This window comes from Streptomyces sp. NPDC004667 (assembly GCF_040609475.1).
GTDB lineage: Bacteria > Actinomycetota > Actinomycetes > Streptomycetales > Streptomycetaceae > Streptomyces.
Genome location: NZ_JBEXKC010000001.1, coordinates 1 through 14244, shown reverse-complemented (window position 1 = coordinate 14244; position 14244 = coordinate 1). Strand labels below are relative to the sequence as shown.

Annotated in this window: 12 protein-coding genes and 1 pseudogene; 7 read left to right on the top strand and 6 right to left on the bottom strand. The window is 75.4% G+C overall.

What is annotated here, in order from left to right; all coding sequences use genetic code 11:
• Window positions 1–91: 91 nt before the first annotated feature.
• Both hemE and ABZW32_RS00060 read left to right on the top strand, forming a co-directional pair.
• On the top strand, window positions 92–1156 hold the full coding sequence (gene hemE / locus ABZW32_RS00065; protein ID WP_356209063.1) for a uroporphyrinogen decarboxylase: 1065 nt from the start codon (window positions 92–94) through the stop codon (window positions 1154–1156).
• A gap of 40 nt (window positions 1157–1196) precedes the next feature.
• Window positions 1197–2414: an NADAR family protein gene (locus ABZW32_RS00060; protein ID WP_356209060.1), complete on the top strand. Its 1218-nt coding sequence runs from the start codon at window positions 1197–1199 to the stop codon at window positions 2412–2414.
• On the opposite strand, the gene ABZW32_RS00055 is transcribed toward ABZW32_RS00060, so the two are convergent.
• Both ABZW32_RS00055 and ABZW32_RS00050 read right to left on the bottom strand, forming a co-directional pair.
• The gene (locus tag ABZW32_RS00055; protein ID WP_356209058.1) at window positions 2327–3709 is read right to left on the bottom strand and encodes an FAD-dependent oxidoreductase; all 1383 of its coding nucleotides are present in this window, start codon (window positions 3707–3709) and stop codon (window positions 2327–2329) included. The two genes, ABZW32_RS00060 and ABZW32_RS00055, sit on opposite strands and share 88 nt — an antisense overlap.
• Before the next feature lie 74 nt (window positions 3710–3783).
• Window positions 3784–4803 carry a DUF4349 domain-containing protein gene (locus tag ABZW32_RS00050; RefSeq protein WP_356209055.1) on the bottom strand — a complete coding sequence of 340 codons (1020 nt, stop codon included), beginning with the start codon at window positions 4801–4803 and terminating at the stop codon, window positions 3784–3786.
• Between the two features lie 138 nt (window positions 4804–4941).
• On the opposite strand from ABZW32_RS00050, the gene hemG reads away from it, so the two are divergent.
• Both hemG and hemQ read left to right on the top strand, forming a co-directional pair.
• A complete protein-coding gene (gene hemG / locus ABZW32_RS00045; RefSeq protein WP_356209053.1) occupies window positions 4942–6414 on the top strand; it encodes a protoporphyrinogen oxidase in 1473 nt (490 codons plus the stop codon).
• A gap of 23 nt (window positions 6415–6437) precedes the next feature.
• A complete protein-coding gene (gene hemQ / locus ABZW32_RS00040) occupies window positions 6438–7151 on the top strand; it encodes a hydrogen peroxide-dependent heme synthase (protein ID WP_356209051.1) in 714 nt (237 codons plus the stop codon).
• Window positions 7152–7261: 110 nt separating this feature from the next.
• Here the strand turns inward: hemQ and ABZW32_RS00035 are convergent, their stop codons facing one another.
• The 4 genes from ABZW32_RS00035 to ABZW32_RS00020 all read right to left on the bottom strand — a co-directional run bounded on the left by ABZW32_RS00035 (window position 7262) and on the right by ABZW32_RS00020 (window position 12388).
• The gene (locus tag ABZW32_RS00035; RefSeq protein WP_356209048.1) at window positions 7262–8893 is read right to left on the bottom strand and encodes an alpha/beta hydrolase; all 1632 of its coding nucleotides are present in this window, start codon (window positions 8891–8893) and stop codon (window positions 7262–7264) included.
• Window positions 8894–9002: 109 nt separating this feature from the next.
• Window positions 9003–10112 (bottom strand): TIGR04222 domain-containing membrane protein, encoded by a 1110-nt coding sequence (locus ABZW32_RS00030; RefSeq protein WP_356209045.1) that lies wholly within the window; start codon window positions 10110–10112, stop codon window positions 9003–9005.
• Window positions 10109–11434, bottom strand: coding sequence for a DUF692 domain-containing protein (locus ABZW32_RS00025; RefSeq protein ID WP_356209521.1), 1326 nt, complete (start codon window positions 11432–11434; stop codon window positions 10109–10111). The genes ABZW32_RS00030 and ABZW32_RS00025 overlap by 4 nt, the downstream gene beginning before the upstream one ends.
• Window positions 11435–11638: 204 nt before the next feature.
• Entirely contained in the window at window positions 11639–12388 is a 750-nt protein-coding gene (locus ABZW32_RS00020; RefSeq protein WP_356209044.1) for an aminoacyl-tRNA hydrolase, read from the bottom strand.
• 71 nt (window positions 12389–12459) lie between these two features.
• Here ABZW32_RS00020 and ABZW32_RS00015 point away from each other — a divergent pair, with 71 nt between their 5' ends.
• The 3 genes and pseudogenes from ABZW32_RS00015 to ABZW32_RS00005 all read left to right on the top strand — a co-directional run.
• Entirely contained in the window at window positions 12460–13134 is a 675-nt protein-coding gene (locus tag ABZW32_RS00015) for an AIM24 family protein (RefSeq protein ID WP_356209042.1), read from the top strand.
• Window positions 13131–13952: an ATP-binding cassette domain-containing protein gene (locus ABZW32_RS00010; protein ID WP_356209518.1), complete on the top strand. Its 822-nt coding sequence runs from the start codon at window positions 13131–13133 to the stop codon at window positions 13950–13952. The genes ABZW32_RS00015 and ABZW32_RS00010 overlap by 4 nt, the downstream gene beginning before the upstream one ends.
• Window positions 13949–14244 (top strand): annotated as a pseudogene (locus ABZW32_RS00005) (hypothetical protein); the annotation flags it as partial. The gene ABZW32_RS00010 and the pseudogene ABZW32_RS00005, both read left to right, overlap by 4 nt.

Sequence of the window (14244 nt, the reverse complement as noted above, 5' to 3'; positions counted from 1 at the left end):
GCCGGGAAGACTAGGCGGAACGAGCGCCCCGACGGCGCAGGGACACCCGCGCCGGGTCGGGCACTTCTTCATACGTGCGAAGATTTGCCGCGTGAGCGCCACTACCCGCCCCACGGGCCAGCCGAGTCAGACGTACGATTCCGCCTTCCTGAAGGCGTGCCGGCGGGAGCCGGTCCCCCACACCCCCGTGTGGTTCATGCGGCAGGCGGGCCGCTCACTCCCCGAGTACCGCAAGGTGCGCGAGGGCACGGCCATGCTGGAGTCCTGCATGCGCCCCGACCTGGTCACCGAGATCACCCTGCAGCCCGTGCGGCGCCACGGCGTCGACGCGGCGATCTTCTTCTCCGACATCGTGGTGCCGCTGAAGGCCATCGGCGTCGACCTGGACATCAAGCCGGGCATCGGCCCCGTCGTCGCCAACCCGATCCGCCGCCGCGAGGACCTCGCACAGCTGCGCGACCTCACCCCGGAGGACGTCCCGTACGTCACCGAGGCGATCGGCATGCTCACGGGTGAACTCGGCGGCACGCCGTTGATCGGGTTCGCGGGCGCGCCTTTCACCCTCGCGAGCTACCTCGTCGAGGGCGGTCCGTCCAAGAACCACGAGCACACCAAGGCCCTCATGTACGGGGACCCGCAGCTGTGGGCCGACCTGCTGGACCGCCTCGCCGAGATCACCTCGGCCTTCCTCAAGGTCCAGATCGAGGCCGGCGCCTCCGCGGTCCAGCTCTTCGACTCCTGGGTCGGCGCCCTCGCCCCGGCGGACTACCGGCGCTCGGTGATGCCCGCCTCGGCGAAGGTCCTCGAATCCGTCGCCTCGTACGGGGTCCCGCGCATCCACTTCGGTGTGGGCACGGGCGAGCTCCTCGGCCTCATGGGCGAGGCCGGTGCGGACGTCATGGGCGTCGACTACCGGGTCTCGCTGGACGAGGCCGTCCGCCGCGTCGGCCCCGGCAAGGCGCTCCAGGGCAACCTGGACCCCGCCGTCCTCTTCTCCACCACCGAGGCCGTCGAGGCCAAGACCGACGAGGTCCTGGCCGCCGCGGCGGGCCTGGAGGGCCACGTCTTCAACCTGGGCCACGGCGTCCTCCCGACGACGGACCCCGACGCGCTGACCCGCCTGGTGGAGTACGTCCACACCAAGACCCGGCGCTGATCCCGCTTCCGTACACCGAGACGTCGGTACTGTGCTGTGCATGACATGGCACGGGCCGACGTTTCGCATATCCGACGGGGAAACCGTCAACGGGGTCTGGCGCCTCGTCTGGCGCCGCCACGAGCTCGACGGCGGGCACTACCCCGATCACCTCTTCGTCTACGCGGACGGCCGGATCACCGTCGGCGGGTACGGGCCCACCGACCTGGACGGGCTGCGCGAGCGGCTGGCCGCCGGGAAGATCGAGCCGGACCGGCCGGACGCGCGGGAGTGGCCCGTGGCCGAGCCCACGAAGTGGGAGTCGCGCAACCCCGAGCCGCTGACCCGGGAGGGCTTCCTCCTGGAGGTCGCCGACGAGATCACCCGGCTGGCGGGCCGCCCGGGGGCCGGCGACCGGCTCTGGGACGCCATACGCGACCACCGGCGGGAGCCGACCGAGGCCCACCGGGCCCGGCTCCGGGACGCCTACCTCGCCGTCCCCGCCCACCTCAGGGTGTACGTCCTCGGCGACATGGACCACCAGGACCGGCCGCTGCGGATGCTGCTGACCGACCTCGGGCAGCCCGTGGACGGCGACGGTCCGGTGGCGACGGAAGAGGGCCACCGCTGGGCCCGCGCCTACTTCGACGACGCGGTGGACGGCGAGGCCCGCCACGAGAAGTGGCTGGCCCTGCGGTACGCCGACGAACCGGACGAGGCCCCCGGGCCCCCGGTCGTCCTCTACGAGACGGTGTACCCCGGCGGCCCGCCCGCCGAGCCGGGCCCCTTCGTCCTGCGCAACGACCACGAAGCCCCCTTCGTCCACGCCGGGGTGGCCTATCCCAGCGTGGCCCACGCCTACTGGGCCCTCTCGGCCGCGGACCCCGCCGACCACGACCGGATCCGCGCCGCCACCACCGCCGGCGAGGCGCACGAGGCGGGCGGCCTCGCGATCCGGCGGGCCGACTGGCCCGCCGTACGGCTCGCCGTCATGGCCGCCCTGCTGCGCGCCAAGTTCGACCAGCACCCCCGCCTCGCCGAGGTCTTGCTCGCCACCGGCGACGCGGGCATCCTCTACACCGGGCTCTCCGACGCCCCGTTCTGGCGGGAGGAGGGCCGCCGCGGCGGCCGCAACTGGATGGGCCGCCTCCTGGAACTGGTCCGCTCCGAGCTGCGTGCCGCGGCCCCGCGTCAGACCCCCGCCGCCCGGACCGCCGAGACCGCCTTGCGGGCGGCCACCAGTACCGGGTCCCAGACCGGGGAGAAGGGCGGGGCGTAGCCCAGGTCCAGGGAGACGACCTGGTCCACCGTCATCCCCGCCGTGAGCGCGACCGCCGCCACGTCCACGCGCTTCGCGGCCCCGGCGCCGCCGACGATCTGGACGCCGAGGAGGCGGCCCGTGCGGCGCTCCGCCAGCATCTTGACCGTCATCGGCTCCGCCCCCGGGTAGTAGCCGGCCGTGTTCGTCGAGCTGATGGTGGCCGTCACGAAGCGCAGGCCCGCCTCCAGGGCGTCCCGTTCGCGCAGCCCCGTGCGGGCGATCTCCAGGTCGCAGACCTTGCTGACGGCCGTGCCGACCACCCCGGGGAAGGTCGCGTAGCCGCCGCCCACGTTCGAGCCGATCACCTGGCCGTGCTTGTTGGCGTGCGTGCCCAGCGGGATGTGCCGGGTGCGGCCCGCGACCAGGTCCAGCACCTCCACGCAGTCGCCGCCCGCCCAGACCTCCTCGTGGCCGCGCACCCGCATCGACAGGTCCGTGAGCAGGCCGCCCGACGGGCCCAGGGCCAGGCCCGCCGCGCGGGCCAGGGCGGTCCGGGGCTCCACGCCGAGGCCGAGGACCACCACGTCCGCCGGATACTCGTCGCCGGCCGCCGTGGCCACCGCGACGGCCCGGCCCTCCTCGTCCGTGAGGACCTTCGTCACCTCGGCGCGGGAGACCGTGACGATCCCCATGCGGTTCATCGCGCCGTGCACGAGCCCGCCCATGTCCGGGTCCAGCGTGGCCATCGGCTGCTCGCCCCGGTGCAGGACGGTGACCCCGTAGCCCCGGCGCACCAGGGCCTCCGCCATCTCCACGCCGATGTACCCCGCGCCGACCACCACCGCCCGGCGGCCCGGCGTGCGTTCCAGGGTCTCCATCAGCCGGCGGCCGTCGTCCAGGGTCTGCACCCCGTGCACCCCGTGGGCGCCGATGCCCGGCAGACGGGGGCGCACGGGGCGGGCGCCGGTCGCCAGGACCAGCTTGTCGTAGGCCGTCCAGGACTCCGCACCGCTCTCCAGGTCCCGGGCGCGCACCCGCCGGCCGGCCAGGTCCAGCTCCACGACCTCCGTCCGGGTGCGCAGGTCGATGTCCCGGGCCCGGTGCTCCTCGGGCGTACGGGCGATCAGGTCGTCCCGGTCGGCCACCTGCCCGCCGATCCAGTACGGGATCCCGCACGCCGAGTACGAGGTGAAGTGCCCGCGCTCGAAGGCGGTGATCTCCAGCTCCGCCGGGCCCCTCAGCCGCCGGGCCTGCGACGCGGCGGACATCCCCGCCGCGTCGCCGCCGACCACCACCAGTCGTTCCTTCGCCATCGTCCGCCCCGTCCCGTTCCGTTTCGTCCCGCGGTCGTCGTCCACCGGGGTCCACGCTACGGGCGCGTGCGCGCTCAGCCCTCAGGATCGGCCACAGCCCCGTCGGAGGCCGGTCCGCCGGTCCCGGCTGAGACCGGCCGGCGGGGCACCTGCGCCGGGACGCGGCCCGGCTTCGCCGGGGCGGGGCGCAGCCGGCGGTACAGGCGGAACCCGAACAGGGCCGCGGCGGCCGTCACCGCGAACGGCAGGACCACGGCGACGGCCAGCGCCAGGTACCGCACCACCGTGGTGAACACCGACCAGCCGCCGCGCAGGGCGTCCCCGAAGGAGGGATCCCCCTTCTCCTCCGTCCCGCGCTCCACCGCGGCCGGCTCCGAGACCGACACCGTGATCGTCCCGAGGGAGGTCTGGTCCTTCAGGGCGGTCTGCTGCGCGATCAGCGACTCCAGGTCCGACTGGCGCCGGCTCAGCTCGCCCTCCAGCATGACCACGTCGGAGAGCGCCGAGGCCTTGTCCATCATCTCCCGCACCCGGGCGACGCTGGCCCGCTGCGACGCCACCCGGCTGTCGACGTCGGCGACCTTCTGGGTCACGTCCTGCGCCTCGACCTTCCGCCCCAGCAGCTTTCCGCTGCCCTCCAGGGCGCCGATCACCGCGTCGAAGCGTTCGCCCGGCACCCGCAGGGTCAGCGTCGAGGTGAGCCGGCCGTCCGCGGCGCGCTGGGTGGACTCGTTGCCCACGTACCCGCCCGCGCCGTCGGCCGCCGTACGGGCCGCGGTGAGGACCTTCTGCGGTTCGGCCGTCTCGATCGACAGGGATCCCGTACGGATCACGTTCGGGCGGACCGCCGCCGGCGCCGACGGCTGGGCGGCGCCCTTGGCATCGGCCGCCGCCGGGGCCGCCGCCGGGGCCTGGCCGCCCGGCGCGCCCTCGCCCCGCGCCGCCGGGGCCACGGCCGCCTTGTCGGAGGACGCGCCGGACCCGCCGGAGCCGGCGGCCCCGCAGCCGGTGAGCAGGAGGACGCCGGCCAGCGACAGCGCGGCCAGCGCCGCCGCCGTACGGCGTCCGGTGTCGAACGTGTGGGTCGAGCTCATCGTCAGTACCCCCCGGGATCGGCTGATGTCGCCGCTTCGACGTTCAGGGTGGCGCCGCGGGTTTCGTACGCACGGTTCCGGAGCGGTCCCGATGCGGTCACGTTCCGGCCTCGCCGGGGGGTCTGAGACCATGTGTCCATGCACGAAGCGGACATGCGTACGGACCGGCAGGCCCCCACCCGCCACGTCGTCGTCATCGGCGGCGGCATCGCGGGCCTCGCGGCCGCCCACCGGCTGCTCGCCGACGGCGTCCGCGTCACCCTCCTGGAGGCCGGCCCGCGCCTCGGCGGCAAGCTGTACGCGGGCGAGCTCGCCGGGGTCCCGGTCGACCTCGGCGCCGAGTCCGTCCTGGCCCGCCGCCCCGAAGCCGTGGACCTGGCCCGGGCCGTGGGCCTCGGCGACGCGCTCCAGCCGCCCGCCACCGCGACCGCCCACCTGTGGACCCGGGGCGCGCTGCGCCCGATGCCGCGCGGCCACGTCATGGGCGTGCCCGGCGACACGGCCCCGCTCGCCGCATCCGGCGTCCTGTCCGCCGAGGGCCTCGCCCGCATCGCCGAAGACACCGGCCTGCCGCCCACGGAGGTCGGCGACGACGTGGCCGTCGGCGCGTACGTCGCCGCCCGGATGGGCCGCGAGGTCGTGGACCGGCTGGTCGAACCGCTCCTCGGCGGGGTCTACGCGGGCGACGCCTACCGGATCTCGATGCGCGCCGCCGTCCCCGCGCTCTTCGAGGCCGTGCGCACCCACCCCACGCTGACCGGGAGCGTCCGCGCGGTCCAGGCGGCGGCAGCGGAGCGGACCACCGTCACCGGCGCGGCGGCCACCGGTGCCTTCTTCGCCGGGATCTCCGGCGGCATCGGCCGGCTGCCGATCGCCGTCGCCGACGCCTGCCGGGCCGCCGGGGCGCGGATCCTGACCGGCGCCGCCGTGAGCGGGATCGGCAGGACGCCCGGGGGCTGGCGGGTCACGACCGCCGACGAGGTCCTCGACGCCGACGGGGTGGTCCTCGCCGTCCCGGCCGGGCCCGCCGCCCGGCTGCTCGGCGCGCTCGTCCCGGCCGCGGCCGCCGAGCTGCACGAGGTCGAGTACGCCTCCATGGCCCTGGTCACGATGGCCTTCCGGCGCTCCGACCTGCCCGCCCCGATCGCCGGGGGCGGCGCCAGCGGGTTCCTCGTACCGCCCGTCGACGGGCGGACGATCAAGGCCTCCACCTTCTCCAGCAACAAGTGGGCCTGGGCCGCAGCCGATCCGGACCTGTTCCTCCTGCGCACCTCCGTCGGCCGGCACGGCGACGAGGGCGACCTCGGGCGGGAGGACGGCGAGCTGGTCGACGTCTCCCTCGCCGACCTGGGCGAGGCCGTCGGCCTCGCGGCCCGGCCGGTGGCCTCCACCGTCACCCGCTGGGACGGCGGACTGCCCCAGTACCCCGTGGGCCACCTCGCCCGCGTCGCCCGGATCCGGGCCGCCGTGGCCGAGCTGCCGGGTCTCGCCGTCTGCGGAGCCGTCTACGACGGGGTCGGGATCCCGGCCTGCGTCGCGAGCGCCGGGAAGGCCGCCGACGCGGTGACGGCCGGGATGGCGGCGATGGCCACCCCTGGCACGGACCACTGATCAGCACACGGGACAATGGACACATGACTGCACCAGAGAAGATCCCCAACGCGGGGAAGAAGGCGAAGGACCTCAACGAGGTCATCCGTTACACCCTGTGGTCCGTCTTCAAGCTGAAGGACGTCCTCCCGGAGGACCGCACCGGCTTCGCCGACGAGGTCCAGGAGCTCTTCGACCAGCTGGCCGCCAAGGACATCACCGTCCGCGGCACCTACGACCTCTCCGGCCTGCGCGCCGATGCCGACATCATGGTCTGGTGGCACGCGGAGACCGCGGACGAGCTGCAGACCGCGTACAACCTCTTCCGCCGCACCAGGCTGGGCCGCGCCCTGGAGCCGGTGTGGTCGAACATGGCCCTGCACCGCCCGGCCGAGTTCAACAAGTCCCACATCCCGGCCTTCCTGGCCGACGAGGTCGCCCGCGACTACGTCAGCGTCTACCCCTTCGTGCGCTCGTACGACTGGTACCTGCTGCCCGACGAGGACCGCCGCCGCATGCTCGCCGACCACGGCAAGATGGCCCGCGGTTACCCGGACGTCCGCGCCAACACCGTCGCCTCGTTCTCGCTGGGCGACTACGAGTGGCTGCTGGCCTTCGAGGCGGACGAGCTCCACCGCATCGTCGACCTCATGCGTCACCTGCGTGCCTCCGAGGCCCGGATGCACGTCCGCGAAGAGGTGCCCTTCTACACCGGGCGCCGCAAGTCCGTCGCCGATCTGGTGGCCGGACTCGCCTAGACCTCCCCTGGGGGGAAGGTCCGGGGGACCGCTCGTGACACAAGAGCGGCCTCCGGGGATCGGGAGGCCCTGCCCCCGAATCGACGCAGCCGGAGACCCCGCCCGGAAGTTCAGACGACTGGCGGCAGCAGCGCCCTGGGAGCGCTTGCTGCCCGGTCGTCCAGCGACACCGGTGCGGGCTCCGGATGCGGCGCGCACGTGACGCGCCACCCCGGGGTGGCGCCCGTGAGCAGGTACCGCTCCACCCGCCGGTCCACGCAGCCGTTGCGTCCGCCGGCCACCCCGTGGGTGCCCGCTCCCTCCTCCGTGACCAGCGAGGCCCCGCCGCCGAGCCGCCGTTGCAGCTCCAGCGCCCCCGGGTAGGGGGTCGCCCCGTCCCGTTCCGCCGCCACGATCAGCGTGGGGGGCAGCCGCCCCGGACCCGCCCCGACGTCGGCGGGCCGTTGCCGCCCGGCCACCGGCCAGGAGGCGCACGGCAGGTTCAGGAAGGCGTTGGCCCAGGTCTCGAAGGGCGCGCGGCGGGCCAGTTCGGTGTTGTCGCGGTCCCAGGTCTCCCAGTCGGCGGGCCACGGGGCGTCGTTGCACAGCACCGCCGTGTACACGGCGGTCGCGTTCTCCGCCTCCGCCGCCGTCCGCGGATCGCGCGCGGCCTGACGCGTCAACGGCTCCGCGTCCCCGCGCAGGAAGGCCGCCAGGGCCGCGGCCCGCTCCGGCCAGACGTCGTCGTAGTACGCAGTCTGGAGGTACGCGGCGTGCAGTTCGCCGGTCCCCACCACCCCGCCCGCGGGAGTGCGGGCCACCGTCGCGCGGACCCGCTCGTAAGCCGCCCGTACCGCCCCGGGCGTGGCACCCAGCCCGTACACGGCGTGGTGCCGGGCGGTCCAGGCGAGGAAGTCGGCCCAGCGGCGCTCGAAGGCGGGCGCCTGGGCGAGGTTGCCGAGGTACCAGATGCGGCGCGGATCGGGGTCGACGGCCGAGTCGAACACCATGCGGCGCACGTGCTCCGGGTACCGCGTCGCGTACACGGCTCCCAGGTAGGTCCCGTACGAGGCCCCCACGAAGGTCAGCCGGCGCTCGCCGAGCGCGGCCCGCAGCACGTACAGGTCACGGACGTTGTTCAGGGTCGTGTAGTGCGCGAGCGCGGCCCCGGCGTGCCGGGCACAGCCCCGCGCGTAGGCCCGTGCGGCGGCGAGCCGCTCCCGCTTGTAGGCCGGTGAGGGCACGGCCGGGACCTGGGTGGGGCCCTTCGGCCGTTCGTCCGGGTCCCGGCAGGACAGCGGGGCCGAACGGCCCACTCCGCGCGGGGCGTAGCCGACGAGGTCGTAGGCGGCCGCGATCCGGCTCCACGCGGGCCGGCCCCCGAGCAGCGGGAAGTAGGTACCCGACGCCCCGGGGCCGCCCGGGTTGTACACGAGCGCGCCCTGCCGGACGGCGTTCCCGCGGCCGGTGGCCGGGATCCGGCTGACGGTGAGGGAGATCTGCGGGCCCCCCGGGCGGGCGTAGTCCAGCGGGACCCGCAGCGCCGCGCAGCGCACGGCCCCGGGCAGTTCCTCGACGGCGGGGCAGGGCCCGAAGCCGAGCCGGGCGGCTCCGGCCCGGCGGGCGGCCAGTTCGGCCCCGGCGTCCTCGGCGGCGGTACGGGCGTCCCGGGGGGCGGCGGTCGCGGCGGGGGCCGGGAGGCACAGGGCGAGGGAGAGGAGCGCGGCGGCGGCTCCGTAACGGTGTGCACGCCTCGTCCGCATCGCGACCCCTTCGTCTCATCGTCCGATCCGATGAGATGTCAAGGCCGTACCGCTGTACAGGCCCGCGCCCGGGTGTCGCCGCCGCTACCCCCGGTTGCCGTACGCGGGATCAGGAACTGCTGCCGCAGCTGGAGCTGCTGCTGGAACAGCTGGAACTGCTGCCGCCACAGCTGGAACTGCTGCCGGAACAACTGGAACCGCTGCCGCCACAGCTCGAACCACTGCTGCCGCAGCTCGAACCGCCGCCCCCGCAGCCGGATCCGGAGGACCCCCCGCAACCGCTGCCCGAGGAACCGCAGCCGCCCGAACCGGTGGAGGAGCCGCCGTCGCTCGCGGCGCACCACAGCACCGGGATGAGGTCGGCGGACGAGGCGGACGAGTCCGATGAGGTGGACGAGGCGGACGACGACGTGCGCGAGCCGTGCGAGGACCCGGTGCGCGTACGGGCCCGCGACTGGGCCGCGGCCAGCCGCGTGCTCCGGGCGGCGGGCAGCAGCTGCCGCCGCAGGTCCGGATCCCGCAGGCCGCGCAGCCCGAACAGGGCCGTCTGCACGTGATCGGCCGGGTCGCCCGCGTACCGCGCCCGCATCCCGGCCAGCGCCGCCCGGCCCGCCGGGGTGATCCGCCGCCCGGCCCGCTTCGCGCACAGGACGCCGACGGCGATCCCGGCCAGCAGCGCGGGCAGCACCTTGACGATGAACGGCACCTGCGGGGCCGGATCCAGGGCCCACGCCACGAAGGTCAGCGGCAGCGACACCGGCACCAGCATCCCGCACACCAGGGCCTGGACCAGCCCCCACCGCCGCAGCCCGCGCCCCGTGCCGGGCGGCGCGATCAGCCCGCGGGCCGCCAGCCCGTCCCCGGTCTCCTGGACGGACGGGTCGAGCATGGCGGCGTAGCGCACCTGGTACAGCCACCCCGAGGGTGCCTGACGCAGCGCCAGCAGCACGGCGCGCTCGGCGGGGTCCGTGGCCTGAGCCCCGGGCCGCGCCTGGACGATGCCGGGGCCGCCGCCCGCCAGCCGGCCGTCGCCCAGCAGCGAGACGAGTGCGGCGTCGACGACCGCGCCGGGACCGCCCGCCAGGAGGGCGGCCTCCGACAGGTCGTGCAGGGTGGGCGAGGTCCCGGGCACCCGGGGCCTCGCCCGGAACAGGGCGCGCAGCAGCAGCGCGCCGGAGCCGAGGACGGCGACCCAGACGGCGATGGCGACGGCGTTCACGCGGCTCTCCCCGTCAGGGCGCGGGCCCAGCGCACGAGGCGGCCCGGTGGCCGCGCCCCGGTCCGGTCCCGCCACCAGGCGGTGAGCCGGCGGCGGGCGGCCGGGTCGGCGGGCAGGTCCTGGATCAGCAGGTGCTCGGCGAAGTCCAGGGCGTCACGGCGGTACCCGGAGGTCATGGGGCGGTTGCGGGCGTAGCCGAGGAAGGCCTCGCGGTAGGGGCCGGGCCCGCCCAGGATCCCCGGCAGCTCGGGCGCGACCTTCGCCACGACCGAGGCCCGCTTGGCGGCCAGGGCCCGGGCCTGGACCCGGATCCGCTGCCGGTCGAAGCCCTCGGGCACCGGGGTACCGGCGACCAGCGCGGACAGCAGGGCCGCCTGCCCGAGCCCCACGCGGGTCCGGGCGGCGTCGAGGGCCGGCGCGCCCCGCACACCGGGATCCGCGCCGCCCCCGTCGCCGCCACGGGCTCCCTCGGGGTCCTCCGCGCGGGACGCGGGCCCGGCGCCGGCGCCGGCCGTCACCACCTCGCGGATCCGGACCAGTTCGGCGGCCAGTTCCGCCTCCGCCGGGAAGTCGTCGTCCCGCTCCAGCAGGACCCCCGGCGGGTCCACCCGCTCCCGCAGCGCCGCCAGTACGTCGAGCACCACCGGCGGCACCGGGTGCGCGTGGGTGTCGTGCCAGACGCCGTCCCGCTCCACGCCCCCGGCCACGTGCACGTACGCGAGGGCCTCCAGCGGGATCCCGTCCAGTACCGCCGACGGGTCCTCGCCGCGGTTCACCCGGTTCGTGTGCAGGTTGGCCACGTCGATGAGCAGCCGTATGCCGGTCCGTTCCACCAGCTCCGTCAGGAACCGGGCCTCCGTCAGTTCCTCCCCGGGCCAGGCGACCAGCGCGGCGATGTTCTCCAGAGCCAGCGGCACCGGCAGCGCGTCCTGCGCGATCCGGACGTTCTCGCAGAGCACGTCCAGCGCGTCCCGGGTGCGCGGCACCGGCAGCAGGTGTCCGGCCTCCAGCACGGGGGAGGAGGTGCGTACGAAGGCGATGTGCTCGGTGACCAGGGGCGCCCCCAGGGCCACCGCCCGCTCCCCGAGCGCGGCCAGCTTCGCCGGGTCGGGACGGTCGGCGCCGCCCAGGCCCAGCGAGACCCCGTGCGGGACGACCCGCACCCCGCGCTCGCGCAGCCGCAGCAGCGACTCGGGCAGATGGCCCGGGCAGACGTTCTCGGCGACGACCTCGACCCAGTCGAGGTGTTCGAGCCGCTCCACGGCCTCCGCGATCTCCGGCCGCCAGCCGATGCCCACCCCCAGGCGTGCCATGGGCTTCATGGTCACCTCGCCCCCCTTCCGCCGGCCCCCGCCGGTACTCACCGGCCCGCATCCGTGCCCGTCGGTCCGTATGACCGTGTGATGGCCCGGACGGCGCGCGGCCAACCGTGAGGAGGGGACGTTCAGAGCAACATTTGAGGTTCCCGGCCCGAAGCCGGACGCCCGGGGCCGGGCGCTCAGGACCGGATGCTCAGCGCCGGACGCTCACAGCCGGGCCCGCAGTGCCGGGTGGTCCGAGACCACGGTGCAGGAGCCGGGGGCGATCTCGGTGAACCCGGCGTCCCGGACCACCGGCAGTCCGCTCCCGCTCAGCTCCGCCCACCGCTCGCGCGCGGCCGTGCGCACGGCCAGCCGGAAACCGGACTCCCGCCACGCGTCCCGCTCCGCCGGGGTCAGCTCCCACCAGGCCAGCTGCGCCGCGTGCCCGGCCTGGGCCATCGCCTTCCCGGCCGACATGCCGAGGTCCGGGTTCATCCACAGCACGGGCAGCTCCGCCGCGGCGGGCGCAGCCGGCTCCGGGTCGTCCAGGTCGGTGCCCGACACCTGGAGCTTGGCCAGCTCCTTGGGCCACCCGTCGAGCGGCACCGGCGGGAAGACCCGGACCTCGGCCCGCTCGCCGTGCACCGTGACGCCCGGGAGGGTCCCCGCCTTGCGCCACTCCGCCCCGCGCGCCCTGCGCACCACCTTGCGGATCCGGGCGTCCTGCCAGTCGCGCACGGCCTCGGCCCACTCGCCCTCGCCGTGCGCCCGTTCGTCCGTCAGCAGCACCAGGACCGCGCGGGCCGCCGTCTCCAGAGCGTCGGTCCGGGCCGGCGGCTCCGCCTTCTCGATCCGTACGACCAGCGGCAGGACGAACTGCGGCGCCTCGTCGCGTGCCGCGTGCTCCTGCCGGAACGGGCTGTCCGCGCCGACGGCGGGTACGTCTGAGGTCTTGGGTGCGTCCTTCGTGCTCATCCGCCCAAGGATGCCAGCCTCCGCCTTCAGGAGGATGTCCCGGGTACGTGCTCCGGGCGAGGATCGGGCCCATGCAGAGTGATCTTTTCGCGTCCGAGAACCTGGCCCGACCGGCCACCGCACCGGGCATGACCCTTCAGAACGCCAAGTCCGTCAAGTACGCCGTCAACGGCGAGATGCTGGCCCGTCAGGGCTCGATGGTCGCCTTCCGCGGCGACCTCCGCTTCGAGCGCAAGGGCCAGGGCATAGGCGGCATGCTCAAGCGCGCCGTCACCGGCGAGGGGCTGGCGCTGATGTCCGTACGCGGGCAGGGCGAGGCCTGGTTCGCCCACGAGGCGGGCAACTGCTTCATCATCGACTTCGAGCCGGGCGACGCCTTCACCATCAACGGGCGCAACGTCCTGTGCTTCGACCCGACGCTGTCCTACGAGATAAGGATGGTGAAGGGCGCCGGGATGACCGGCGGCGGCCTCTTCAACAGCCTCTTCACCGGCACCGGCAAGCTCGCCGTCGTCTGCGACGGCCACCCGATCATCATCCCGGTGACCCCGCAGGCACCGGTGTACGTGGACACGGACGCGGTCGTCGGCTGGAGCGCCTCGCTGGACACCGGGCTGCACCGCTCCCAGTCGGTCGGCTCGATGATCCGCGGCGGCTCCGGCGAGGCCGTCCAGCTCAGGCTGAGCGGTGAGGGCTTCGTCGTCGTGCGGCCGAGCGAGGTCACCGAAACGGCGGCGGGTCACTGAAACTCACCGGAGTGGGCCGCCGCTACGGACGGCGGCGGCCCTGGGTGCTGCGCGGGGTCGCACTGGAACTCCCGCCCGGGGCCCTGGTCCGGATCGAGGGCGGCAACGGCGGCGGCAAGTCCACCCTGCTGCGGATCCTCGCCGGCGTCGACACCCCCACGGAGGGCCGCGTCGCGGGCCGCCCGCACCGGACGGCCTACGTTCCCGAACGCTTTCCGGCGGCCCTGCCCCTGACGGCCGGTTCCTACCTGACCCACCTGGGCCGGGTGCACGGCCTGACGGGCGCGGAGGCGGCCCGCCGGGCGGCCGCGGGACTGGAGCGGTTCGGCGCCGCCGCGTACGCCCGCACCCCGCTGTCCGAACTCTCGAAGGGGACCAGCCAGAAAGTGGCCGTCGCCCAGGCGCTGCTCGCCGGGCCGGGGCTGCTCGTCCTCGACGAGGCGTGGACCGGGCTGGACGCCCCGGCCCGCGCCGAGCTGGACCGGGCCGTCACCGAACGCACGGCGGCCGGAGGCACGGTGGTCTTCGTCGACCACGATCCGGCGCGCCTCGCGGGCCGGCCGGACGCCCACCACCGGATCGAGGCCGCCGCCCTGGTCCCGGTCCCCGTCCCGGGCGGGGCGGCGCGTCCACCGTCCGTCCGCATCCACGCGGCCGGACCGCCCGGCGCCGTCCCGCCCCCCGGCCTCGCCGCCACGCCCGCCCCCGGAGGCGGGGTCGTGCTGACGGTGGACGCGGACCGTTCCGACGCCGTGCTGCGCGAGCTGCTCACGGCCCGGCCGCCCTGGCACATCCGCGCCGTGGAGGAACTGCGATGACCGCCCTGCTGCGTTACCAGGCCGCGCTGCTGCTGCGCTCGCAGCGCTGGATCGCCCCGCTCGTCGTCTACGCCGGCTTCGTGGCCGTCGGCATCCGGCCCGGCGACCGCGCCCTGGACTCCCTCGGCTACGCCGCCGCCGGGCTGGTCCCGCAGACGGCCTGGCTGGTGCGGATCTGCGTGAGCGCCGAGCCCCCGGCCCACGTCAACCTCGCCATGGCCGACGGAGTCCGCCAGATCTGCACCCACCTCCTCGACCACGGCCACCGCGACATCCTCCACCTCGCCTCCGC

What these genes read in the sequence shown, in the direction of transcription:
- ABZW32_RS00015 (WP_356209042.1), top strand. Translation starts at nt 12,460, where the DNA reads ATGCAGAGTGATCTTTTCGCGTCCGAGAACCTGGCCCGACCGGCCACC.
- ABZW32_RS00035 (WP_356209048.1), bottom strand. Translation starts at nt 8,893, where the DNA reads ATGCGGACGAGGCGTGCACACCGTTACGGAGCCGCCGCCGCGCTCCTC.
- hemQ (WP_356209051.1), top strand. Translation starts at nt 6,438, where the DNA reads ATGACTGCACCAGAGAAGATCCCCAACGCGGGGAAGAAGGCGAAGGAC.
- ABZW32_RS00025 (WP_356209521.1), bottom strand. Translation starts at nt 11,434, where the DNA reads ATGAAGCCCATGGCACGCCTGGGGGTGGGCATCGGCTGGCGGCCGGAG.
- ABZW32_RS00020 (WP_356209044.1), bottom strand. Translation starts at nt 12,388, where the DNA reads ATGAGCACGAAGGACGCACCCAAGACCTCAGACGTACCCGCCGTCGGC.
- ABZW32_RS00055 (WP_356209058.1), bottom strand. Translation starts at nt 3,709, where the DNA reads ATGGCGAAGGAACGACTGGTGGTGGTCGGCGGCGACGCGGCGGGGATG.
- hemG (WP_356209053.1), top strand. Translation starts at nt 4,942, where the DNA reads ATGCACGAAGCGGACATGCGTACGGACCGGCAGGCCCCCACCCGCCAC.
- ABZW32_RS00060 (WP_356209060.1), top strand. Translation starts at nt 1,197, where the DNA reads ATGACATGGCACGGGCCGACGTTTCGCATATCCGACGGGGAAACCGTC.
- ABZW32_RS00050 (WP_356209055.1), bottom strand. Translation starts at nt 4,803, where the DNA reads ATGAGCTCGACCCACACGTTCGACACCGGACGCCGTACGGCGGCGGCG.